Origin of the sequence: Streptomyces akebiae (genome assembly GCF_019599145.1) — a bacterium.
Lineage (GTDB): Bacteria > Actinomycetota > Actinomycetes > Streptomycetales > Streptomycetaceae > Streptomyces > Streptomyces akebiae.
This window is the reverse complement of sequence record NZ_CP080647.1, coordinates 5,360,207-5,382,126: the sequence shown is the minus strand read 5'-3', so window position 1 is coordinate 5,382,126 and position 21,920 is coordinate 5,360,207. Positions and strand designations below refer to the sequence as shown.

Annotated in this window: 21 protein-coding genes, 1 tRNA gene and 2 pseudogenes; 5 read left to right on the top strand and 19 right to left on the bottom strand. The window is 68.5% G+C overall.

The window, feature by feature from the left end; all coding sequences use genetic code 11:
* Positions 1–14 precede the first annotated feature (14 nt).
* Genes K1J60_RS23160 through K1J60_RS23135 form a run of 6 tightly spaced genes read right to left on the bottom strand, consistent with a single transcriptional unit; the run spans position 15 to position 5,182 of the window.
* Complete coding sequence (locus K1J60_RS23160) at positions 15–1,130, bottom strand: glycosyltransferase family 4 protein (RefSeq protein ID WP_220647851.1); 1,116 nt, start codon at positions 1,128–1,130, stop codon at positions 15–17.
* Entirely contained in the window at positions 1,115–1,663 is a 549-nt protein-coding gene (locus K1J60_RS23155) for a dCTP deaminase (protein ID WP_220647850.1), read from the bottom strand. The genes K1J60_RS23160 and K1J60_RS23155 overlap by 16 nt, the downstream gene beginning before the upstream one ends.
* A complete protein-coding gene (gene dcd / locus K1J60_RS23150) occupies positions 1,660–2,199 on the bottom strand; it encodes a dCTP deaminase (protein ID WP_220647849.1) in 540 nt (179 codons plus the stop codon). Before dcd ends, K1J60_RS23155 begins: the two co-directional genes overlap by 4 nt.
* On the bottom strand, positions 2,196–3,431 hold the full coding sequence (locus K1J60_RS23145) for a bifunctional UDP-sugar hydrolase/5'-nucleotidase (RefSeq protein ID WP_220647848.1): 1,236 nt from the start codon (positions 3,429–3,431) through the stop codon (positions 2,196–2,198). Before K1J60_RS23145 ends, dcd begins: the two co-directional genes overlap by 4 nt.
* A complete protein-coding gene (locus K1J60_RS23140; RefSeq protein WP_220651642.1) occupies positions 3,428–4,711 on the bottom strand; it encodes a UDP-N-acetylglucosamine 1-carboxyvinyltransferase in 1,284 nt (427 codons plus the stop codon). The genes K1J60_RS23145 and K1J60_RS23140 overlap by 4 nt, the downstream gene beginning before the upstream one ends.
* 39 nt (positions 4,712–4,750) lie before the next feature.
* Positions 4,751–5,182 (bottom strand): ATP-binding protein, encoded by a 432-nt coding sequence (locus tag K1J60_RS23135; RefSeq protein ID WP_220647847.1) that lies wholly within the window; start codon positions 5,180–5,182, stop codon positions 4,751–4,753.
* 176 nt (positions 5,183–5,358) lie between these two features.
* On the opposite strand from K1J60_RS23135, the gene K1J60_RS23130 reads away from it, so the two are divergent.
* Together K1J60_RS23130 and K1J60_RS23125 are read left to right on the top strand one after the other, a co-directional pair.
* Complete coding sequence (locus K1J60_RS23130) at positions 5,359–6,648, top strand: helix-turn-helix domain-containing protein (RefSeq protein WP_220651641.1); 1,290 nt, start codon at positions 5,359–5,361, stop codon at positions 6,646–6,648.
* Positions 6,645–7,190 carry a flavoprotein gene (locus K1J60_RS23125; protein WP_220647846.1) on the top strand — a complete coding sequence of 182 codons (546 nt, stop codon included), beginning with the start codon at positions 6,645–6,647 and terminating at the stop codon, positions 7,188–7,190. Before K1J60_RS23130 ends, K1J60_RS23125 begins: the two co-directional genes overlap by 4 nt.
* 64 nt (positions 7,191–7,254) lie before the next feature.
* Here the strand turns inward: K1J60_RS23125 and K1J60_RS23120 are convergent.
* A pseudogene (locus K1J60_RS23120) lies at positions 7,255–7,497 on the bottom strand (nucleotidyltransferase domain-containing protein); the annotation flags it as partial.
* 27 nt (positions 7,498–7,524) lie between these two features.
* Between K1J60_RS23120 and K1J60_RS23115 the strand changes: the two are divergent.
* Positions 7,525–8,001: pseudogene (locus tag K1J60_RS23115) on the top strand (hypothetical protein).
* 39 nt (positions 8,002–8,040) lie between these two features.
* Here the strand turns inward: K1J60_RS23115 and K1J60_RS23110 are convergent.
* From K1J60_RS23110 to K1J60_RS23080, 7 genes are all read right to left on the bottom strand, one after another.
* Positions 8,041–9,174 (bottom strand): helix-turn-helix domain-containing protein, encoded by a 1,134-nt coding sequence (locus K1J60_RS23110; RefSeq protein WP_259407872.1) that lies wholly within the window; start codon positions 9,172–9,174, stop codon positions 8,041–8,043.
* Positions 9,175–9,193: 19 nt separating this feature from the next.
* Positions 9,194–10,003: a hypothetical protein gene (locus K1J60_RS23105; RefSeq protein WP_042177017.1), complete on the bottom strand. Its 810-nt coding sequence runs from the start codon at positions 10,001–10,003 to the stop codon at positions 9,194–9,196.
* Positions 10,004–10,200: 197 nt separating this feature from the next.
* Complete coding sequence (locus K1J60_RS23100; RefSeq protein WP_220647844.1) at positions 10,201–11,889, bottom strand: relaxase/mobilization nuclease domain-containing protein; 1,689 nt, start codon at positions 11,887–11,889, stop codon at positions 10,201–10,203.
* The gene (locus K1J60_RS23095; RefSeq protein ID WP_220647843.1) at positions 11,889–12,533 is read right to left on the bottom strand and encodes a MobC family plasmid mobilization relaxosome protein; all 645 of its coding nucleotides are present in this window, start codon (positions 12,531–12,533) and stop codon (positions 11,889–11,891) included. The genes K1J60_RS23100 and K1J60_RS23095 overlap by 1 nt, the downstream gene beginning before the upstream one ends.
* A gap of 179 nt (positions 12,534–12,712) precedes the next feature.
* Positions 12,713–13,537: a DUF2637 domain-containing protein gene (locus K1J60_RS23090; RefSeq protein WP_398683279.1), complete on the bottom strand. Its 825-nt coding sequence runs from the start codon at positions 13,535–13,537 to the stop codon at positions 12,713–12,715.
* A 192-nt stretch (positions 13,538–13,729) separates the two neighbouring features.
* Positions 13,730–15,010: a DUF3631 domain-containing protein gene (locus tag K1J60_RS23085; RefSeq protein ID WP_220647842.1), complete on the bottom strand. Its 1,281-nt coding sequence runs from the start codon at positions 15,008–15,010 to the stop codon at positions 13,730–13,732.
* A gap of 215 nt (positions 15,011–15,225) precedes the next feature.
* Positions 15,226–15,456, bottom strand: a complete 231-nt coding sequence (locus K1J60_RS23080) for a hypothetical protein (RefSeq protein ID WP_220647841.1) — start codon at positions 15,454–15,456, stop codon at positions 15,226–15,228.
* 111 nt (positions 15,457–15,567) lie between these two features.
* Here K1J60_RS23080 and K1J60_RS23075 point away from each other — a divergent pair, with 111 nt between their 5' ends.
* Positions 15,568–16,233 carry a helix-turn-helix domain-containing protein gene (locus tag K1J60_RS23075; protein ID WP_220651639.1) on the top strand — a complete coding sequence of 222 codons (666 nt, stop codon included), beginning with the start codon at positions 15,568–15,570 and terminating at the stop codon, positions 16,231–16,233.
* Positions 16,230–17,762, top strand: coding sequence for a site-specific integrase (locus K1J60_RS23070; protein WP_220647840.1), 1,533 nt, complete (start codon positions 16,230–16,232; stop codon positions 17,760–17,762). The genes K1J60_RS23075 and K1J60_RS23070 overlap by 4 nt, the downstream gene beginning before the upstream one ends.
* 100 nt (positions 17,763–17,862) lie before the next feature.
* Here the strand turns inward: K1J60_RS23070 and K1J60_RS23065 are convergent, their stop codons facing one another.
* From K1J60_RS23065 to K1J60_RS23045, 5 genes are all read right to left on the bottom strand, one after another.
* Positions 17,863–18,450, bottom strand: a complete 588-nt coding sequence (locus K1J60_RS23065; RefSeq protein WP_220647839.1) for a hypothetical protein — start codon at positions 18,448–18,450, stop codon at positions 17,863–17,865.
* A 12-nt stretch (positions 18,451–18,462) separates the two neighbouring features.
* Positions 18,463–18,984: a toll/interleukin-1 receptor domain-containing protein gene (locus tag K1J60_RS23060; protein WP_259407871.1), complete on the bottom strand. Its 522-nt coding sequence runs from the start codon at positions 18,982–18,984 to the stop codon at positions 18,463–18,465.
* A 403-nt stretch (positions 18,985–19,387) separates the two neighbouring features.
* Positions 19,388–19,726, bottom strand: a complete 339-nt coding sequence (locus K1J60_RS23055; RefSeq protein WP_220647837.1) for a hypothetical protein — start codon at positions 19,724–19,726, stop codon at positions 19,388–19,390.
* 221 nt (positions 19,727–19,947) lie between these two features.
* Positions 19,948–20,020, bottom strand: a tRNA-Lys gene (locus K1J60_RS23050).
* Positions 20,021–20,253: 233 nt separating this feature from the next.
* A complete protein-coding gene (locus K1J60_RS23045) occupies positions 20,254–21,828 on the bottom strand; it encodes an amino acid permease (protein WP_259407870.1) in 1,575 nt (524 codons plus the stop codon).
* Positions 21,829–21,920 lie beyond the last annotated feature (92 nt).

Genomic DNA, 21,920 nt, shown 5'->3' with positions numbered 1-21,920 from the left:
CCGGCCACAGCCGTTCAGGTGAGCTGGCGGCCCAGATCGGTCAGGGCCTGGGCGGTGGCGGAGAGCGGGTAGCGGGCGGCATTCGCGTGGCCGGCCCGACGCAGAGCCGGGAGCAGGCCAGGTGTGGTCCGTAGCCGGTCCAGGTCACGGGCCAGGGCGGCGGGGTTGGTGAAGTCCGTTGCCACGCCGGAGGCGGCAACGGATTCGCTGAGGCCGGGTACGGGTTGGTAGAGGACAGGGAGGCCGCAGGCTTGGGCCTCCAGTGCGACCAGGCCCATGGCCTCCAGGGTGGTGGAGGGCATGACCAGAAGGTCGTGCTCGGTGAAGGTTTTCCACAGCTGTGAGCGGCGGAGCCACCCAAGGTAGCGGGCTCGTACGCCAGCTCGTTGCAGCAGCGCGGTCAGGGTGTGGAACTGGGCTTGTGGTGCGGCGACGCTCAGTTCGACGCCCGGCACCGAGGCCAAGCTCTTCACCAGGGCCTCGACGCCCTTCTCGGCCGTGAGTCGACCCGCGTACAGCAGCCGCAGATGGCTCGTCGGAGAGCGGGAAGGCCGGGCCGGTGGGTCGGTGATCAGGTGGTCGGGGATGCCCCAGGGGATGTGGGTGATCTTGCGTCGGTTGACCAGTGGGACGAGTTTGCGGAGTTGGTCGGCCATCGCGCTGGTGGGGACGACGATGGCGTCGGCGGCCTTCGTCGTCTCATGCAGCACCTGGAGCTGGTCGCGGTGAGCCTCGGCGAAGAGCAGGTCGGTGCCGTGCACCAGGGCGATGCGGGGGTGTGTGGGGAGCGCGTGGATCAGGGCGGGGGTGGCGCCGAAGGTGAGGTGCTGCAGGTGCAGGACGTCGATCCGGGTCGGGTCGATCGCGGCCGCCAGTGCCGAGCGCAGGGCGGCGACGTATCGGCTGAAGGCTGAGCCCTCCAGGCACTTCCCGGGGACTTGGAGGAGGTCGAGGCCGGCCGGGAGGTGAATTCGCGGGCCGGTGGGGGCGAGCATGAACGCCCGCGCCGAGATGAGCGGTTGCTCACCCGTGTAGAGGTCAAGGAAGAGTTCGACGCTGCCTCCCGGGCTTCCAGCGGGCAGGTCCAGCAGGGTGGCGGCCAGCGGCCCAGCGGTCAGTTGCGGGGGCACCGGACTCCTCCGGGGTTCTCTTCGTAGAGGCGGGAGATGTCGATGCCGTCCGTCGCCGCGTACTTGGCATCCTGCTGCTGATAGCTGGCCGACGTGCCGAAGGCGCTGAGGAAGATGAGCTTGCCGAAGGTCATGCCCGCGTAGATGCGCACCGGCCGGGCGGCACGGATCTCCAGGGTCCAGCGAATGGCGTGGCCTTGGTGGCCGAGCGGGGCGGAGACGTGGACCCAGATGCCGAGCGCGCCGATGGTGCGGTCGCCGTTGAGCAGTTGTGCGTACGTCTCGGAGCCGGTCTTCTCCAGCGTGACGCCGAGATAGAACGCGTCCGGCGTCAGCACCAGGCCCGCGGCCGGGATGCTCTGCTCGGCGAACGCGGTTGGGACGGCTGCGTCCAGGTCTCCGTCGCAGATACGGATGGTGTCGCCGAGTCGCCAGTCGTAGGCGTTCGGGGAGAGTCGGGCGGGGTCGTACGGGTCGATCGTGATCTCGCCTGCCTGGATGGCGGCGCTGATCGCGGGGCCGGTGAGGATCACGAGGCGACCGCCTTGAGCCGGGCCGCGTCGCGCCAGTAGGCGGAGGGCTGCGGGCCGATGGCGGCCTGGTACTTGCCTTGGTAGGGGGCGATGGCGCCGGTGGAGACGAAGAACATGATCTGCCCGATCCGCATGCCCGCGTACACCCGCAGCGGGCGGATCGGGGAGAGCATCAGCGTCCACTGGCCGTGGAAGCCGATGTCGCCGATCGGGGCGGTGATCTCGACGAAAAGGCCAAGCCTGCCGACGGAGGAGCGGCCGAAGAGCAGCGGTACGTAGGTGTCGGAGCCGACCTGTTCGACGGTGTGTCCGAGGTACAGCTCACCGGGCCGGAGTACGTATCCGCTCTTCCCGATCGTGACCTCGTGGGTGGGGTTGGGGCGGTGGGCGTCGATCACGGTGTCGGTGTAGGTCAGCAGGGTGGGGCCGAGGCGGACGTTGTAGCTGTTGGGGTTGACCTGTTCCGGTTCGAAGGGCGCGATGGTCAGGCGTCCGTCGTGGGCAGCGGCGGTGATCTCGGGCCCGGTGAGGATCATTGCTCGCCTCCTGCAGCAGTGTCGTCAGCGCCAGCCAGGGGTGTGAGCAGGACGCTTCGTACGGCTTGGCCGAGCCGTAGTCCGGCTTGATGTGTCCGTCCGCCGAGGTGGCTGTCGGCGAGGTAATCAGTCGTCAACACGCTCCTCGTCGCCGGGCACAGAGGAGTGGGAGCGATGGCCAGAGGACCGACACGGTCGGTGAGGTGGCCGAGCAACTGCTCGTGGTCCTGGGTGGGGTCGTCGGGGAGGCGAGCGTGGACGAGTTGGTTGTCGAAGGGCTCGATGGTCAGCAGGTCGCCGAGGGTGAGCACTTCGCCGAGCGGCGTGGAACGCAGGGCAGTCTCGTTGAGGACGACCGCGTCCGCGCCGAGGCCCGAGTGCAGTCGGTCGGCAACCTCTGCCAGCAACTGGCGCCGGTCCAACGGGGCGTTGCGGTAGGGCTCGTTCACGATGCCGAGCGGGCTGGCGAGCGTCCGGCCGACGAGTGCGATCTTGTCCTGCACCGTGGCGAGGTCCTCGGGCAGCCCGTGAGAGCTGGGGAAGGTGCCCGTACGGGCGGCCCAGCCGGTTCCGACGGGCTCTGCGGTGGCGTATCCGATGCCGAGTTCGCGTCCTTTGACCACGAGGGTGTCGCCGACGGGTACGGGGCCGTACGTGTCGCTGTGGCAGTGCCCGGCGAAGATGACGTCCGCGAAGGGGCAGGCAGCGGCCAGCTTCAGGTCCTCGTCGAAGCCGGAGTGGGACAGCACGATCCAGGCGTCGGCACGGTGGTGGTGCTCGAGCATCGCCTCGCGCAGGGCCTGAGCAGGATCGGTGACGTGGTGACCGATGCGGTCGCCGACGGGGATCGCGGTGAATGCCTGAGTACCGATCACTGCGGTGACGGCGACGCGTCGGCCGGCGATCCGCTTGAGGCGTACGCGGTCGAAGAGTGGATTGCCGTCGTCGTCGGTCGTGTTAGCGCACACGGTCATCTCGCGCAGCCCCGGCTCGAAATGATGCCGCCAACCGTGATTCCCGGGGGCCAACAGGTCGTACAGGCTGGTCAGGATCTCGCGCTCGATCTGCCCGTGGCCGAGGCGGTAGAAGCCGCTGCCTTCGAAGAAGTCGCCGCAGTCCACGATCAGGCTCTCGGCCCTGGCGGCGTGGAGATAGGCGAGCATCGGTGCGGAGGAGGCGAAGGCGGAGTGGACGTCCGTCGTGGCGATGATTCGCCGTAAGTGCCGGTTCATGGCGTGACCTCGCAGATGTCGGCGCCGAGGGCGTACAGCTTGGTGGGAAGGTCGGCGTGGCCGCGTCGGAGCTGGTCGAGGCCGCCCAGGGTGGTGACGCCGTGCGCTGTCAGACCAGCGATGAGCAGGGCGGAACCCGTGCGGATGTCGGTAGCCTCCACGCCAGTTCCGGTCAACTGCTGCGGACCGGTGAGACGGCACTTGGTCGGCGACAGCTCGTGGATCACGGCACCGAGACGGGCCAGCTGTGGCACCAGGTTGCCGTGGCGGCCGGGGTTGATCGTGTCGGAGAAGAGATGAGTGCCGGGACGGGTGAGGGCCAAGGCCATCAGGGACGGCTCGAAGTCGGCATCCAGGCCACTAGGGGCGAGGGAAGCAATGGCCCGCAGAGACCGGCTCGTGGGACGGACGCCGGTCGCTTGGACCGTAAGCACGTCGTCCTCCATATCGGCAGGAACCCCGAGCCATCGCAAGGCCCTGACCAAGGGGACAACATCGTCACCGCGTACACCGCAGATGCGTGCGTCGCCGCCTGTGACCGCGACCGCGCAGGCCAAGGTCCCGGCCTCGATCTTGTCCCCGGGCACCCGCCAGACGATGGTCTCCATGGGAGCGGCCAAAGGCGGCGCGAGAGCAAGAAGCGCCTCACTGACTCGGCACTGCCAGCCAGCCGTCCGCACCGCCTCAACAACAGCCAGCACTTCCGGCGAGAGGTTGGGCATCCCCAGACGCAGTGGCCGTCCGGCCACGACCGCGCGAAGGAGAGCGGCGATGGTCGCGCCTCGGGAGCGGAAGGGCAACATGATCGAGACCGTTTCGGCCCGGGTACTGGCTGCTTCCACGACATAGCCGTGGTCGTCGATGGTCGTGCGGTCGCCGAAGCGTTCGTAGACCTTGAAGTGCTGCTCCATGCCGCGTACCCCGATCCGGCAGCCGCCCGGCCAAGGGAGGCACGCCCGGCCGTATGTGCCCAGCAGGGCGGGGACGAGGTAGTACGAGGCCCGGATGCGGGCGGCGATGTCGAGGTCGGACCCGGCTTGGGGCTTGTCGCTCGGCAGGATCGCCGCGGTGTGCAGGTCGCTGACGGGTCGGGCTGTGTGCCAGCCGGCCTGCTGAAGCAGGGCGAGCATCGTCTCGACGTCGGCGTTCGCCGGGACATTGCCCACGTGCACGGGGCGATGCAGAGCCGCCGCGGCTGCCAAAAGCGGCAGGGCTGCGTTCTTGGACCCGTCGACCGTCACGGAACCGGTGAGAGGGCTCCCGGGTCGGATGGCCACCACTTCGGCGGCGACTGGAGGGATCCGTACGGCTGTCAACCGTCAACTCCTTTGCAGAGGTACGTGTCGTGAGGGCTGGGCTGGGGCGCCGACCTTGAACTCGGCCCAGCAGCGTTTGCCGGACGGCAGCGGATCGACTCCGTGGCGATCGGCCAGGGCGGCGACGAGGAACAGGCCGCGCCCGCCCTCTGCCTCCGCGTCCGGCAGTCCGGCTCGTGGGACCTTGCGGTCGGCATCGGTCACCTCGATCAGCAGACGCTCGCCATTGAGGCGGGCGGCGGCTGAGATTGGGCCGTGGCCCGCGTGCCGTACCGCGTTCGTCAGCAGTTCGGCGGCGACCAGCTCTGCCGTGTTCAGCAGGTCCTGGTCGAGGGAGGCGTCCCAGCGCCGTATCCCGTTCGCGAGTTGCTGCCGCGCGGAGCGGGCGGCGGCAGGTGTGCCGTGAACGGAGAATCGGATCTGGTGCGCTTCCATGAGCTGCCTCCTGGATCGGTGCGGCTGCTCCACGCAACCGCTCCGGAGGCGAGCGGGACTACGCCGTGTGCCGGGGCTGCATCACTTATGCAGGAGCCGCATCGCGGTGATTTGCTGCTCGGTTACGCTCGGTTGAGCAGGCAGGATCGGCGACGGCAGGAGGGGCCGTGGCACAGATGGCCGAAGAACAGAGCGAGGCGAGACGGATCGGCGAAGTGATCCGTCAGGCACGTGTTTTACAGCGGCGCTCGCAGAAGGACGTGGCCACCGCACTGGGGTATCACCAGTCGAAGGTGAGCCGTCTGGAGAGCGGCAGGGGCACGGAGGACGTGCGCACGCTGCGCGAGATCGCGCAGGTGCTGGACATTCCACCGCACCGTCTCGGCCTCGCCGCCACATCTGACACCAGCCCCGCCGCTGAGCCCGGAACAGAGGACATGCACCGCCGTACCTTCCTTGCCGCGAGCGTGGCCGCGCTCGCGGCCCCGCCGTCGCCGTCATCGTCGTCGACCACTGCGCATCACGACCTGATCCAGGTTCTGATGCCGGGCACGAGCCCCGCCGCCACCGGCCAAGCCTTGGACATCGACGAGTTGCGAAACCGGGTGCGGGCAGTACGCCGGATGTTCTACGTGTGCGACTACGCGGAACTGGAGCAGGCCCTGCCGGGGCTGATCGCCGACCTGCGCCAGGCCGCCGGCGGTGGCTCCTCCGGCTCGGCGGAGGCGTCCGGGCTGCTCGCGACCGCTTACCAGACATCGGTGAGCCTGCTGCTGAAGCGAGCCGATCAGGGCAACGCCTGGCTCGCGGCCGGTCGGGCCATGGCCGAGGCGGAACGGTCCGGAGACCCGGTCGTCCTCGCCGCCAGTGTCCGCGTGCACGCCCACGTCCTCGTACGGGACAAGCACACCGCCCAGGCCGTGAACATGGTCCGCCACACCGCCGACCAGCTCACCGGCTCCTACGACCAGCGCTCCCCCCGCTACCTGGCGGCCGTCGGACTGCTCCTGCTGCGCGGGGCGACCGCCGCCAGCAGAAACGGCGACCGCGACACCACCCAGGACTTCCTCACCGAGGCCAAGGAAGTGGCCCGCTACGTCGCCTTCGACCAACCGGACGCCTGGGCGAACTTCAGCCCCACCAACGTCGCCCTACACGAGGTCAGCGCGGCCGTCTCCTTCGGCGACGCCGGCATCGCCCTGCAGACCGCCCGGCCCCTCATGCGCCGCCACATTCCCGTCCCCGAGCGCCGAGCCGCCCTCTGGGTGGAGACCGCCCGCGCCTACAGTCAGCAGGGCAGACTCGCCGACGGCTACCAGGCCCTGCGCATCGCCGAGAGCTGTGCGGCACAGGACATCCGCCGCCCGGCCGTACGCGAACTGGTCGCCGACATGGCAGCCCGCGACCGCCGCCGGGCCCTGCCCGAGCTGCACCACTTCAGCCGCCAACTGGGAGTGCCCGCGTGAGTGACCAGTCCGACAAGCCGTTCCTCCAGATCGTGGTCTGCGCGGCCGGAGTCGCCGGTGACGTCGGCAAACTGATCACCGCAGCACACGAGCGGCAGTGGGATGTCGGGGTCGTCGCCACGCCACAAGGGCTCGGCTTTCTTGATGTGGAGGCGGTGGAGCGTCAGATCGGACGCCCCATCCGCTCGGCCTGGCGCTCGGCGGGCGAGCCGCGCCCGACCCGGCCCGCCGACGCGATCGCGGTCGCACCGGCCAGCTTCAACACCGTCAACAAATGGGCCGCCGGAATCTCCGACAACCTTGCCCTCGGCATCCTGTGCGAAGCACCCGCCATGGACGTCCCCATCGCCGTACTGCCCTACCTGAACTCCGCCCAGGCCGCCCACCCCGCATACCGCCGGAACCTGGAGCAGCTACGCGAGATGGGCGTCCTGATCGGCTCGTACGAGCCACATCGCCCGAAGGCCGGCGGCGGGGCCGACCGCTACCGCTGGGAGGAAGTACTGGAGCTGCTCGCCCCCAGGCTGTCCGAGCGGTCGTGATCAGGGCTGCGTCGTGCGGTCACGCGTACAAGCTGGCACCGGTAGCCGGGCCCGTTCATCGCTTTCAGCCGGAGCGCTTGTCGCCGACCCAGAACCGGCCGCTGGCCTGCCCGAGTACCTCGTCCACCACATCGATGAGGGGTTCGACCTGCCCCTTGAGCGCCTCGCGGACGCCGTGGTGCAGGCGCAGGCTGAGCCCTGGTGCCGTGATGTCGAGACAGCGGGCCAGCCACTCTCCGGTTCCGTTCCAGGATCCGCCGATGGCCAGCGCCAGCTCACCGGTTCTCCGAGCCAGTTCGGTGGCGACACCACACAACGCGAGGAACCAAGAGCTATGAGAAGCGGGACCACCGGACACCGCGGCCTGTCCCACGAGGTCGAACGATAGGTACGCGCTCTCCTCACCGAAGCGATCAAGCCGTACGACGCTTCAGATCTCGTCAGCGTCAGCTGCGTCGCCGACGGCCCCGACGCCTGGTCCGCTCGGACCGTCCTCGACCACGGCGGAAAAATTGAGGTCGATCTCCCGGCCGAGCAGTACCGCGCCGACCTACCCGACTGGCACCACCCCACCTACGACGACCTCCTCCACCGAGCTGTCGACGTCCACCGCACGGGCCTCGACGCCTCCGACTCCAACGCCCACATGGCAGGCAGCGAACTCCTCGTCGACCAGGTCGCCGAACTCCTCGCCGTCTGGGATGGCCAGCCCGCCCGCGGCTACGGTGGCACCGCTGACGTCGTCACCTACGCGCGGCAGAAAGATGTACCCGTGAGCGTTCTGTGGCCCGACGGCGCCACCCGGGACTGAAACTACGGGCGGAACAGCGCCGCAGGGACTGAGTCGTTACTACACAAGGCGGAGAACGGGTCGCTGTTCCTGGACATCGAGCAGTTCACGAACCCGCTTGGGCGTCCAGGCCAGTTCATGGGCCAGTGCGGCCACCGAGAGGTCCGCTTCTTTGCAGGCCAGTTCGAAGGCTTGGCGCAGTAGAGACGGCTGCTCCCCGGAATAGTTCGATACCGACTCAGGGATGAAACCGGGCTGACCATCCAGCGCACGAAGCCGCTGATATGCGCGGCTGCTCGTGGCGTCGGAGATCAGGCCGAGTTCACGGCACCGGTAGACGAGCGAGTGGATGGAGACACCCCAGACCTGCCTCAGCTCGGCCAGACGCGCGAGATCCATCCGCTTCGGCAAGAGGGGCAGGATGCTGCCCTGGGGTGTGAGGAACTCGGCAGCGAAGGCGTCGGCCTCCTTCTCCTGTCGGCTGTCACCGGTGGCGTCGCCGTGAAGCACGAGGTGCCCGAGCTCGTGGGCGGCCGTGAAGCGATGGCGGTAGACGTCGTCCGCCCGATTCGCTGTGAGGACCACGAGCGGGCGCGCCGCCCTGGTGGAGAACGCGTCCACGGTCGCCGCCGAAGGATCGGACGCGGGCGGCATCACGACAACGATGCCGTGGGATTCCATACGTCGGACGAGGTGGGTGACCGGCCCATCCCCCATCCCCCAACGCCGCCGAAGCTCTCGTGCTGCCGCTGCAGGGTCGGTGGGCAGTTCCGCTCCGGGATGGACCTCGCCGCCGGCGAAGCCGGGCAGGTTCACCAGGGGAAGCTGAATCCGCCGTTCGAGGGCGTAGGTGAGTTCCCACACCTGTTCGGCGAAGGCCAGGGCGCGTTCCCTCTGCGACTTCGGTGTGCTGCGCAAGCTGCGGAAATGGGCCATGGAGGAGTCGAGCCGGTTTGCCGGACGGCCGACCAAGAAGAAAGTGGCAGGCACACCGAGCACTTCGGCAAGACGGGGGATGAGGTCCGGACGAGGACGGGACACCCCCGTCTCGTACTGGCCCACGGCCGCCGGAGTCACCCCAAGAGCCTGCGCGACGTCCTTCTTCGTCATCTCAGCCAGCCGACGCGCCTGCGTCAGACGGGTGGGATCGAAGCCGTCGGAAATGGCGCGGGGCGTGGTGCCCCGCTCCTCCAAGCCCGGGATGAGGTCTTGCTTAATCGTTCGCATCGTCTTCGCTGGTCTGGTCGTCGGCCGGCTCTGCTTCGGTCAGCGGCGGAACGTCACGCTGTTGATCAACGCTCGCACGCGACGACAGCGTAAACGTCGGCTGTGCCCCGCCGTCGAAGCTTGTCAGTTCCCGCTCGGACGAAGTTGCCTGCTTGGGGATCGTCCCCAGACGCTGGCCGTGGAAGGTGACGGTTTCCGGCAGTGGAAGCGGCTCCGGGAGGGTCGCCCACTCCAGGCGTCGCTCCGCTCCCAGCGCGGCCCTGCCCCAATGAGCCTCCAGCAGCTCGGAAGCGTTGCACGCGAAGGGAACCAGGATCAGTTGCGTACCGGGCGGCACAGCCGCGAGACCACCTCTGGGCTTCACCACCTCAGCGCTCTCGTCAAAGCCGTCCAGCTCGAACGCACCCTGCTCATGGGTGGGGGGCGGCGCGAAGTTGAACAACTCCTTCACCAAGCGGGACTCGCGAGGAATGCGAGCTGTACGTACGTCCGACTTGGTCTTCGAGTACAGGAACGGATAGAGCAGACCGTTCCCCACGATCATCAGCTCGAACGGGAACCCGAACGGCTTGACGGGAGTGGCGCCCGGCAGATCCTTCAACTCCTCCCACACCCGCTCGAACTGGCCTTGCCACCGGGCCGAGCCGTAGGTGTGGTTGGTACGCGAATCAGTCTGTTCCTGTGCTGCCTGGGCGTTCGCCTGCATGTTTCGCAGCGCCTGCCCGAGGCCCACACGGACCGCGGGTGCCTGCTCGCCGAACACATCGGTCGTCCAGGAGGGAAGATGCACACTCATGCGACGACTCCTCTGATCGGACTTCGCATTGGAGCAGTTAACCGGCAGGCGCACTTTAGTTGATGTCATAGATTTTGCACAAGTGCTTCTCCGTGGCGCGCGATTCGCACGGATGCCGCCTGTCTCGGAGCCGGTCAACCCCAAGCCGCACCGAGGTTGACCAGCCCTGAAGCGGCGGTCCAGCTGGCAGTTGAGAATCAGCGACGGCGCTGTACGCCCGCTACCAAGGGGAGAGGCGCAGGCTGCGGTGTCGTCCCGTACGAAGTGTGCGGGGTGGAAGCAAGGCCGGTTCGCGTGCTCGGCGACGGCGTTGCGGTGAGACGTTGGATGCGCCAGACCAGGACGCGTGCGGGCGAGTCCGCGTCGCCCAAGGCGCGCTGGTCGACTGCCCCTTGGAGGAGTTGTGCCGGATCGTGGCCAGCAGCCTCGGCTTCGGTGAGGGTCACCGCGAAGGCATCGAAGGCCGGGTCTTCTACGACTTGCTGAGCGTGGTCGGGCACGGCCTGGCGTAGGTGACGGATGTGCCGGTCCACGGTCTGCTGGGGCGGTCGGCGCTGGGCGAGGGCGGCCAGCGGCGCGGCTGCGGCTTGGTCATAGGCAGCCTGGAGGTGGAGCAGGCTCTGGTGGGCGGCTGCGACTTGTTGGTCGTGGTGGCGGAGCTGGTGCCAGCGGGCGGCGGCGATAACGGTGAGGATCGCGGCGTCGAGGAACATCGCCAGGGCTGTGCGGTCCTTGGGGGCGGGCTCGCGGAGTATGGCTCGTACGGCGCCGCGCAGGGCTCGGGCGTGGTGGTGTTCAGCCTGGATGCGGGAGCGGGTGGCTCGCTCGAAGGCGGTGGCTGCTTCTCGGAGTTGAGGACGCAGGTCCTGGGGCGCGATGAGAGGGAGGGAGTCGAGGGCTTCACCGAAGGCGGCTATGTGGGCTTGGGAGGCTTCGTCGTCGCTCTGGTCGAGGTGGTGGGAGATGCGTTCGGTGGCGGCGGTGGCCTGGTGCCAGGGGTCGGGCCTGCGTCGGCCTAGCTCGTCGGTGGGCTGTGCTTCGGTGTTCTCCAGGCGCTTTCGAATCTGAGGGAGGGACAGGTCGGGGGCGAGGTCGTAGCCGGAGAACCAGACGGGTTGTTTGTCGGCGGTGGTGGTGTCTTCGCTGGCGACCTTGTAGCCGCGTACGTCGCCGGAGGGGAAGTACACCATCTCGACGAGGACTCCGTCGGTGTGGCTGAGCAGGTGGACGAACTCCTCGACGCTTGAAGCAGCGGCCACGGCGGTCCGGATGGTGACGCGCAGGCGGTCGCGGGCGGGCTTGTCGTGGCCGGCGCGGCGGGCCTTCTCCTGTTCGGCGCGGGTGGGCCGCTTGGCGGCGGTACGGTCGCCGCGTGCGACGCGGAAGAGGCCGTACTCCTTCTCGACGGCGGCGAGTTCACGGTTGGCGTTGATGTAGTCGTTCCAGTGGCGTGCGGTGCTCAGGTCGCCGCGCACCTTGGTGGCGGCGATGTGGATGTGGTCGGGGGCGTGGCGGACGGCCACCCACCGGCAGCCGTCCGGGTCACCGTCCGGCGCGATCCCCGTGGCCGCCACGACGCGGCGGGCGATGTCGGCCCACTCCTCGTCGCTGAGGTGGCGGTCGGACTTGGCGGCCCGGATCGAGCAGTGCCACACGTGCTGCTCGGGGGCGCGGTTGAGCCGCCGGGCTTGCTTGACGTGCAGGTCGAGGTCGGCCACAAGGAGTTTCTTGGTGGCGGCGAAGTCGTCGGCGCGGCCGGGGTCGGGGGCGAAGCCGTCCCAGGAGGCGACCAGGTGCGGATCGGTGTGGTCCTTGGCCCTCTTCGTGTCGAACAGGTACCGGATCAGGCCCGCGGTGCTCTTGCCGCTGCTGATCTTCGGGATCATCAGGCCGCCTTCACGGTGACGGCCTGGTTCGCGGCGGACGCGATGTGGCGGACGGCGGCGCCCACCGCACTCACGGTCTGCTCGGCCTGGGCCAGGACGGCTGTATCCCCAGGGTGTGGATGACCGCCGGAGTTGACCTTCTTGGCGATCTGGTTGACGTTGTGGCCGATCTTGGCGACCTCTCGGCGCAGGGCGGTCAGCTCGTCGATGTAGTCGTCGAGCTCGGTGCGCTGGCCGGGCAGGCCGAGGTCACCGTGGACGTGGGCCATGACGACCGCGCCGACGTAGTGGGCGGCTGCGATGTTCAGCGACCGGGCCTCGGCGAGGATGTCGGCCTTCTCGTCGACGCTGTAGCGGACGTCGACGCGCTCTTTGCGCTGGACGGATTCACGCTGGCGGCGTCGGGCGACACGGTGCAGCGCGGCGGTGTCGGCGGCTCGCGGCAGCGGCACGGCGGCGGTGTCGGGCTGTTTCTCCTCGGGTGCCCCCTGGTGCCCGAGTGTCTCCGCCACCCCCGGGGCGGAGGCATCCCCGTTGCGGCCGTCCTTGGACGGTCCAACGGCATACCTTGCTGACGCGGTCGTGGCTGGCGCGGCGGTCATCTCCACCTGAGTGGTGGAGGGGTCGTGGGACGGGTCGTGCATGCGGGTTCTCCGTGGGGTGATCTGAGTCGTCGCACCCGTCGCATGCCTGGTCAAGGCAGGTACGGGTGAGGTGTTGAGGTTGGGTCGACTCGTCGCGAGTACGTGCTCCGTCCTCGTGCCAGCCCGCACGGGGACGGAAGATACGAGTCGAGAAGGGCGGGACGCCGGCGCGGCCGGTCTCAGCGCACGCCGACCGATGTCTTCTCCCCTTCGGTCTGCCGCTGGGCGGCAGCGGCATCCAGTTCGGCTTGCAGGATGGCCTTGATCCTTTCCGCCTCCGCCCTGCCGATGGTGCGGTTCTTGGCGCGGATGGCGTCTTCGATGTGGCGGCGGGAGGCCCGGTCACCGCGCCCCAGCCGTGCGGTACGGGCAATGGAGAGCAGCTCGTCGGGGATGGGGCTGGCGTCATCCCCTTGTGGCTCGGCTGTGGATCGCGCCACATCGGCAGAAGCGGTAGCCACATCGGCAGGGACGTCACCCGCGTCGGGCTGCGGCTGAGGTGGCTCCGGCGAACCGGTGTCGTCGTTGTGGCTCGACGTGGCGTGAGCCTGCCGCTCGGGCGTGGCAGGTTGGCGACAGATGACGATGTAGAGGTGGACAGCGCCAGCCAGGGCGAGCGGGGCGATGGCGGACAGGGCGCCGACCGTGTAGTCGTCGAGGCGCAGGCTGCCGATGTGGCGGGTCTGCTGGTTGAGACGGACCGCGTGTAGGGCGTTGGCCCAGATGCTGGTGATGGTGGCCGCCCCGACGAGCACCCAGACGTAGACGCGGGACCGAAGGGGCGCGGCGCGCAGCATGAGCAGGGCGCCGACGCCGATGGCGATGAACCCGTCGATCACGAGCGGGAAGGCGTAGGTGAGCAACCCACGGATGTGGACGGCGACGGCCATCTGCCGCAGGGCGTCATAGGAGAGCGCGAAGGCGAACGCGGCGAGCATCGCGATGCCGACGCGGATCGCAGCGGTGCCCGGTACAGCGGACGAAGCGGTGGTGGGGGAAGTCAAGCGCAGGCACTCCAGGTGGGGTTGGCGGCGATCACAGGGTGACGCGAGGGGGCGCGGAGACTCGTCCCACTCGTTGCATGCCTGCTCACAGCAGGTACGAGTGGACTGTTGATGTCGGGACGACTCGTTGCGGGTCCGTGACTCGTCCCCGCGCTGACCTGCGCGGGGACGAGTGCGACGGGTCGAGTCGGGTCAGGCTGCGGTGCCAGGCAGCGGCTCGGCCACCGGATCGGCAGGCTCAGCCGGAGGGCCCGGCTCGGGGCAGTAGCGGGCCCAGGTGTCGAGGAACTGGTTGCGCGCGAAGCCCTTGGCCTGGGAGCCGTCACCGAAGCGGCGGTTGGCCGAGCCGATGCCGTACGGCTTCAGCAGTACCTGCAGGCCACGGGCGGTCAGGCCGTTGGCGCCGTACTCCGCCCACGGCGCTTCCTTGTCCGCATTGAGGTGCTCCAGCAGCCGCTTCGTGCCCAGTACCGCCGGGTCGTTCTCGGCGGCGAAGGCCCTGCGGATACCGACCAGAAGCCGGGTCCGCAGCCCGCCTTCCTCGTCCTGCCCAACTTCGTAGTCGGTCATGGCGCGGCACGCGGTGCGAGCGAGCGCGGACCATTCGCCACCGGCGAGGTCGGCGATGATCACCAGCGGCTCCCAGGTGTCCGCCGCACGGTCCTCGACCGGCATCGGTGGCTCCATGTCCATCGCCAGGGCGTGCAGCGGCGTCAGCCAGGCGGCGAGCCGGTCGCGTACGGCGTGCAGGGCGGGGGTGTCCCGACTCGTACGGAAGGCCGCCACCTTCTCCCCCGCCGCCCGGCGGCGCATCCGGATGACCACGGACCGATCCATGATCGTGTCGGGCAGATCGTTGATACCGGCCAGCGCCGCCATGGCGAAGGTGGGGAATGCCTGCGGCTTGTGCTCCGGCCCGGAGACCCGAAGCGTGGGCCGGTTCCGTTGGTGCCCCGCGTTGAGCAGGCCGCGCAGGTCCTCGTTCTTCTCCGCTGCCTTGGCGGTGCCGAAGAGGGTGTCCGCCTCGTCGACCAGGAGGGTCGGCGGGTCCTCCTCGGTGATCGAACGGAAGATCGCGGCAGGGCTGGCGTTGACCGTGATCAGAGGGCTGCTCACGGTCTCGGTCACCACATCCAGCAGCCGCGACTTGCCGCACCGTTTCTCCGGAGCCACGATCGCCAGACGCGGTGCGTGCTGCCACGCGGGCTGCAGGTGAGTGGCAGCCACCCACAGCGTCACCGCGGTGACGGCCTCCTCGCTGGGCATCGCCACATACCGCTTGATCTGTGCCCGCAGGTCGGCGAGGACCTGCACGCCGTCGGGGGCGAGCGCCACGGCCGTCTCCTCAACCGGGCTTACGGACCCCTCCGGTTCGGGGACTGGAGTCCCGTCGACCGGCTGGTCGGTGTCGGCGACCGGCGGCCACGCAGTCTTGTCGAGGTCGGAATAGGGCTCGGCTCCCTCATGTTCCACAGGGCAGCTCCTCGTCTGGCGGTGGCGGGCTCGCGCGCCCTTCCCGCCGGGTTGGTTCTTCCAGGGCCGTTCGGGGGTGCTGAAGCCTCCGGCGTTGCCGCGCCGGAGGCTCGCTTCGTTCCCCGAGGGAACACGGACAGTACGTCCACGCCCTGACACAGTCCAGCGATTCTGTGTCAGCTCAGCGCAGAACCGTCTGCTAATCTGCCGCCCCTTCACGCCGCCAGGCCCAACAGCTCCAACAGATCCGCGGTCACGACCCGGTAGGCGTTGCCGAGCCGGAGCACCTTGCACGGGTACTCGCCCCGCTTCGCCAGCTCATAGCCCTTACTCCGGCCGAGCCCCAGCGCACGGTTGCCTGTTTCCAGGTCAACCGACACGGGGAGAGCGAGAAGCTCCTCCCGACTCATCCCCGTCGACCGTCCGGCCGTCTCGTCTTCACGCATGCAGTGCGCCCCTTTCGGTACAGCCCTCGGCGAACGCGCCCATCACGTCCGACTCCAAGCGGCTACCAACCATCATCGGGAAGCTAATGTGTCTGCATGACACAACGCGGTTTGGATGCTGATGAGGACGACGTCCCGGAGTGGGCGGATCGGATCAAGGCCAACGTGGCCGGCGAAGTCCGACGGAGAAGAAAGGAGATGGGATGGAGCGCACAGGAACTGGCGGACCAGTGCGAGCGACTGGGGCACCCCATCCCCCGCAACGTCATCGCCAACATGGAATCCGGACGCCGGGCCAACCTTCCCCTGGTGGACGTCATGGTCCTGGCCGCCGCCCTGGAGACGTACCCGGTCTGCCTGATCTTCCCGGTCGGCTACGTCGAGGAGACCCAGGAACTCCCATTCCAGGGCCTCGTCCCCACCTGGGACGCGCTACGCCGCTTCACCGGCGAGCAGGACGTGCCTGAGTACGACGCGGGCCTCGTCCCCAGCTTCGAACTCCACACCAGCCTCGTGGGCACCGCCCTGGCCGCTCTCGACGAGGCGGAACAGGCGGGGTTCGCCGCCAGAACGGCCACCACCCGCGCCCAGAAGGAAGAGGCCGAGAGGAAGCGGACCAGGTACGGCGACGAGGCCATCTCCGCGAAGTACACCCTCCGCCACCTCCGCCGCGACATGCGCGACGAGGGAGCCACCCCACCCGAGCTGCCACATGCACTGGGCGACGTCGACCCGCCCGCACCCGATGCCGACACCACCACGGAGGATCGCCTTTGAAGGGTTCAACCCACCGCCGCTGCTACTGCCGAGACCCCAAGACGGGCAAACCCCTCGGCAAGAACTGTCCGAAGCTCTCCAGCCGTAAGCACGGCTCGTACTCCATACGCCAGGAACTCCCGCCCCACGAGGACGGCACCCGCCGCTCCTTCAGCCGAGCCGGCTACGAGTCTCTGAAGGCCGCTCAGGCGGACCTCGACCACGTCCGCTCCCTGCTCGCCCTGGCGGACAAGGACGACCCGGACAGCCTCCAGCGCCTCGTCGCGATGCTGGAGGAGGTCGCGGTCGAGAAGGCCCCGCTGCCGGCCATCGAGGAGACCCGACGCCGCCTGAGGGCGGGTCTCGCCCTCCGTGGCAGCCTCACCGTCGGCGAGTGGCTCGACCAGTGGTTCGCCGCGAAGAAGCGCCGCAAGACCACGCTCAACGGCTACGCGTCCCACATCCGCGTCCACCTGAAGCCCCGCATCGGGCAGGTACGCCTCGACCGCCTCAACGTCGGTCACCTGGTGGAGATGTTCGACGCAATCGCCGACGAGAACGAAGTGATCGCGGCCGAGAACGAGGCCCGCCGCGAGCAGATCGCCCGCTGCAAGCCGAGCAAGCCCGGACGTCCCGTCGGAGCCGAGCGGAAGCAGCTCGCGGCCGAACGGGCCAAGCTGGCGGAGATGAAGCCGTTCCGGAAGATCACCGGCCCGGCCAGTCGTCAGGCGATCCGCCGCACGCTCCGCGCGGCCCTCAACTCCGCGATCGCCCAGCAGCTAATCACCTTCAACCCGGCGTCCCACGTCGAGTTGGAGTCAGGCAGGCGCCCGAAGCCCCTCCTATGGACGGATGAGCGAGTCCGGCGGTGGCGCGAGACGGGCGAGATCCCTGGACCCGTCATGGTGTGGACGCCGCAGCAGTTCGGCGCCTTCCTCGACGCAGCCGAGGGCGACCGCCTGTACGCGATCTTTCCCCTCATGGGCACGCGCGGCCTCCGGCGGGGCGAGGCAGTCGGCCAGGACTGGCACGAGATCGACCTCGACGCCGGCCTCGTCACTCCCGCCAAGGAGATCGTGGTGGACGGCTGGGACCCCTACGAGTCCGAGCCGAAGACGGACGGCAGCGCGAACACGATCGCGCTCGACAGCGTGAACATCGCCGCCCTACGCGACCACAAGGTCCGTCAGGAGAAGGAGCGCGCCGAGTGGGGCACCGCCTGGCAGAACACCGGCAAGGTGTTCACCAAGGAGGACGGCTCCTGGCTCCACCCGGAGACGGTCTCGGAAACGTTCCGCCGCATCCTCGCCACGACCGACCTGCCGCCCATCACCCTGCGGGACCTTCGCCATGTCGCCGCGACGCTCACGCACGGAGGCGGCGGCGACATCCATACGGTGAAGGAGACGCTCCGGCACTCCACCATCACGCTGACCTCCGACACATACACGAGCCTGCTCCCTGAGCTGGACCGCGAGATCGCCGAGAAGGCAGCGAAGCTGGTCCCCCGGTCACGTCCGGCAACCACCGATTCGTCCGCCACAGAGTGACTGAAGGCGCTAGTGGGTTCTGGCCACGGTTGCCTAGGCAACTACGCCAGCCACAGGCCACCCGCTCCGTCGGTGGACTTGATTGCGGTCCGGCCAGCTATTAGTAGGGTTCGTTGGGGAGTCGCCGGGCAAGTACCCACTCCTCGTCCCCGACACGACAGGTGATGACCAGTCGAACGGGGTGACCACGGTACTCGTCCTGCCAGGATTCCATCGTCTTACCCTCCATCCAGTGGCCGGGCCTGGTCCGCTCCATCTGGAACGGGTGGCCCCGACCCACGCGCAGGGCGAACGAGCCGAGGGTACGACCGTGCTCGTCGGCTTCGTTCACGCGGGGCGTAAACCTGAACGGCCCCCAGACGTGGTTCGAGATGTCCTCCGCGGTCACTCTGCCAGGTGTCAGGTTGCTGCGATTCTTGTCGTCATCATCGACACGAATGCTCACGAACTCGACCACCCCCAACTCGTCGGGGCCGGCCAGGTGCACGTTGAGCATGGAGTGGTCCTGGGACCGGTTCTCCATGCTTAATTCCAGCTTCGGCCGCCGCTCTTCGTGCCGCCGATCCCGTTCGATGCGGGTCAGCGTCTCCGCCGTGGCCGCAGACCGGCGGGCGGCCAGCCAAGCGCCGGCTGTCGCGATCGCGCCGAGCGCAGCGGTGGAAAAGGTGGCGATGTCTTCCCAGGGCACGCCGCCGGACGCCTAGTTCGCCGGCGTGGGCAGCTCGGTCAGATCGTCCTCAACGGCGACCAGCTCGGCGATCTTGGTGGCAACTACTGCCATCGAATCTTCCGCCGTGTCGAACCCGTTTCGGGATGCAAGCAGGGGGCTGACGTTCCGAAGTTCGCCGTAGGTCGTCCCATGCACGACAGGGAGTAGCAGGTTACGCGCAAGGAGCTCCGAGAGCTCTTTATCGGAGACGCCACCGCGCTCGAGGCGTGTCAGTAGCGCAGGGGTGACCAGGACGAGACCCGTACGCGACTTCGCCAGGCCCTTATCGATTTCCCGCATGAACGGTAGGCCGTACGGGATGTCCTTCTCGCTGAACCAGACCGACACGCCCTTGGTTTCCAGCAGGTTGCACAACTCTTTGGCAGACCCGCGCCGATCATCCCATGCGTGGCAGAGGAAGACATCGCGAAGGGCTGGCTGTTGACGCGCGCGCATCACGGTGGCGTCGCGAGCGGGAGTCAGGTCCTTCACCTCTGCAGGCGTGTAGGTCACAGAGGAGGTGCTCGGTGACCAAGGCGCTCGCGTTCTGCCGCTGCTGGAGCTGCCCCCACTGGTCGCGCCGCCCCCGCCACTGCTCTGCGACGTGTAAGCCGGCGGCGGATAGTAGGACCGGGACGGTGAGTACCCGTAGCCTCCGCCGCCGCACGCGGGGCACGCCGCACGTCCGCTGGCGGTCCGATGCCCCCGGCGTGGGGCTGTACAACGACTCATAACTACACGGTAGTCCACACGGCCCCGGAAGCCATCTCATTTACGGATAAGCCCGGGATCGTCGGCACATCCCAGCAGTTTGCGATTCCCTGCGGGGCAGAGACGATCAAGGCCGCTCACATGCACCGCAACTGTCTCTTGCCTGCGGCCGACGGACCTCGGTGTGGGGCGGCGACCTGTGCAGTCAGGCTGAATGGAATGGAGCAGGCCCCAGCCCCGAGCAGCCGCTCTCACCGGCACTGCCTCCGGTGGCCATGAACTCGCTCTCGCGCCCGTCGGGCATGCGAAGGATTCCAGGCGCCGCATCGAACAGGTCGACACCCTCTTCGTCGCGCACGAGGGTGATGCTCCCTGCCCAGGTGCTGTGACGGTCGTAGCTGAAGTTCTCCACCGTCGAGGGGTCCAGACGCAGTACGAGCGACGCGATGACAGAGGCCTCCTTGCCATCAGGGAAAACGACCGTAGCTGGCCCGACATAACGAGGGCGGCCGTCGTCGGGATGGAAGGGGGGGCGCGACGTCATGGCGCGAGGGTAGCGCGGGGCATGGGGGCTAATTTGGGATGACGTCCTCCCGCCGTCTCTGTTCCTCGGCACCGCCCTCGCCGAGCAGACCCCCGTCCCGGGCACATCCGCTCACGCATCGCTCACGCACGGCCCCGAAAACGAAGCAGCGCCCGACCCGACCGAAGTCGACCCAGACGCTGCACAGCAGGTCAGAGGGGTTATCCCCGCCACCCGCACCGTAGGCCCTGTGGGACTCGAACCCACAACCAATGGATTAAAAGTCCACTGCTCTGCCAATTGAGCTAAGGGCCCAGGCGATGTTGCCTCCCCGAGCATAGCCGGACGTGGCCGGGAGTCCGATCGGGTATCGGTGACCCGGCCGCGTCGGAGTGCCGCAAAAAGGTTCGCGGCAGAACAGAACGGGCGGAAGATCGGCGGAAGTCGGGCGAGTTGGCCGGGCCGGGAGCCGCCAGGCGACGAAGGTCAGGAGGCCCGGCCCGGCCCGTCCACGCATCGCGGGATCACGGGATCACGGGATCACGGGATCACGGATCGATCGGCTCCGGCGCCCCCTTCCGTGCCGCCTCCCGGGCCACACTGCGCTCGTGCTCGGGGTTGAGGAACCAGTGGCGGGCGGAGGCGGCCCACCAGATCGCCGCGAAGCCCAGCACCACGAGCACGGCGACGGGAGCGTAGTTGAAGTTCTCCCAGGTGACCGGGGAGAGCTGCGGAAGCATGAACAGCACGGTGATGAAGAGGACCCACACAACCGCGATCAGGCCGATCACCCGTGACCAGCGCCCCAGGTGCCAGGGGCCGCGCTCGAAGTCGTCGCCCTTGCGCAGCCGGAGCAGGGTCGGGATGACGTACGCGATGTAGAGGCCTATCACCGCGATGGAGGTGACGGCCGCGTACGCCGTGACATTGATCAGGTAGGGGAGGCCGAGGAGGAGCGCGCCGCCCGCCGCCAGCCAGACCGCCGCCACGGGGGTGCGCGTGCGGGGGCTGACCGTGTGCCAGACGCGCGAGAACGGCAGGGCGCCGTCGCGCGAGAAGGCGTAGATCATGCGGCTGTTGGCGGTGACGGAGGCCATGCCGCAGAAGAGCTGCGCGCCGATGATGACGAGGAGGAGCAGCTTGCCGCCGGTCGCGCCCAGCGCGTCGAGCAGGATCTGCGCGGGCGGCACCCCGGTGGCCGACTCGCGCGCGCCGTCGTAGGACTGGATGGCGAAGGTGAAGCCGAGGAGGAGGACGAAACCCGCCACCCACGACGTCCAGATGGACTGGACGATGCCCTTGGGACCGGCCGTCGACGCGTCGTGCGTCTCCTCGGTCATATGGGCGGAGGCGTCGTACCCGGTGAAGGTGTACTGCGCCATCAGCAGCCCCAGCAGCACCACGTACAGCCCGCTGCTCCAGCCCGTGTCGTTGACGAACTCGGTGAACACGAAGGACGCCGACTGATGGCTGTCCGGGACGATGACAAGCGCGCCGACGATGACGACCACGCCCACCACGTGCCACCACACGCTGATGCTGTTCAGCAGACCGACGATCCGGACGCCGAAGGTGTTCAGCAGGCCGTGCAGCAGGAGGATCGCGGCGAAGAGGAGGATCGTCCGGCCCGGCGTCACCTCGAAGCCGAACTCCAGGTTCAGGTACGCCGCCAGGAAGGACGCCGCGCCGAAGTCGATGCCGGCGGTCACGGCCACCTGGCCGAGCACGTTGAACCAGCCCGTGAACCACGCCCAGGCCGCCGCACTGCGCTCCGGCGCCAGTCGGTGGGCCCAGAAGTACAGGCCGGCGGAGGTCGGATAGGCCGAGCAGATCTCGGCCATGGCCAGACCCACGAAGAGCGTCATCAGACCGACCGCGACCCAGCCCCACGTGATCACCGCGGGCCCGCCGGTGTTCATGCCGAAGAGGTAGAGGGTCATACAGCCGGACAGGACCGAGATGATCGTGAAGGAGACCGCGTAGTTGGAGAACGCGGACATACGGCGGGCGAGGACCTGCGTGTAGCCCAGCTGGGCGAGCCGTTCCTCGTCGGACACCGAGACCGACACAGAGTCCGGGGCCGAAGCCCCGGCTGCCCCACGGGCTATGTCGTCATCTGTCATGCCCCCAGCAATTCCCTCTCCAGGGACGTGACATGCGCCACACCGTGGCCGAAAACCGGCGGGCGCGGAGGGGGAAAGGCGCAGGGCCCGTA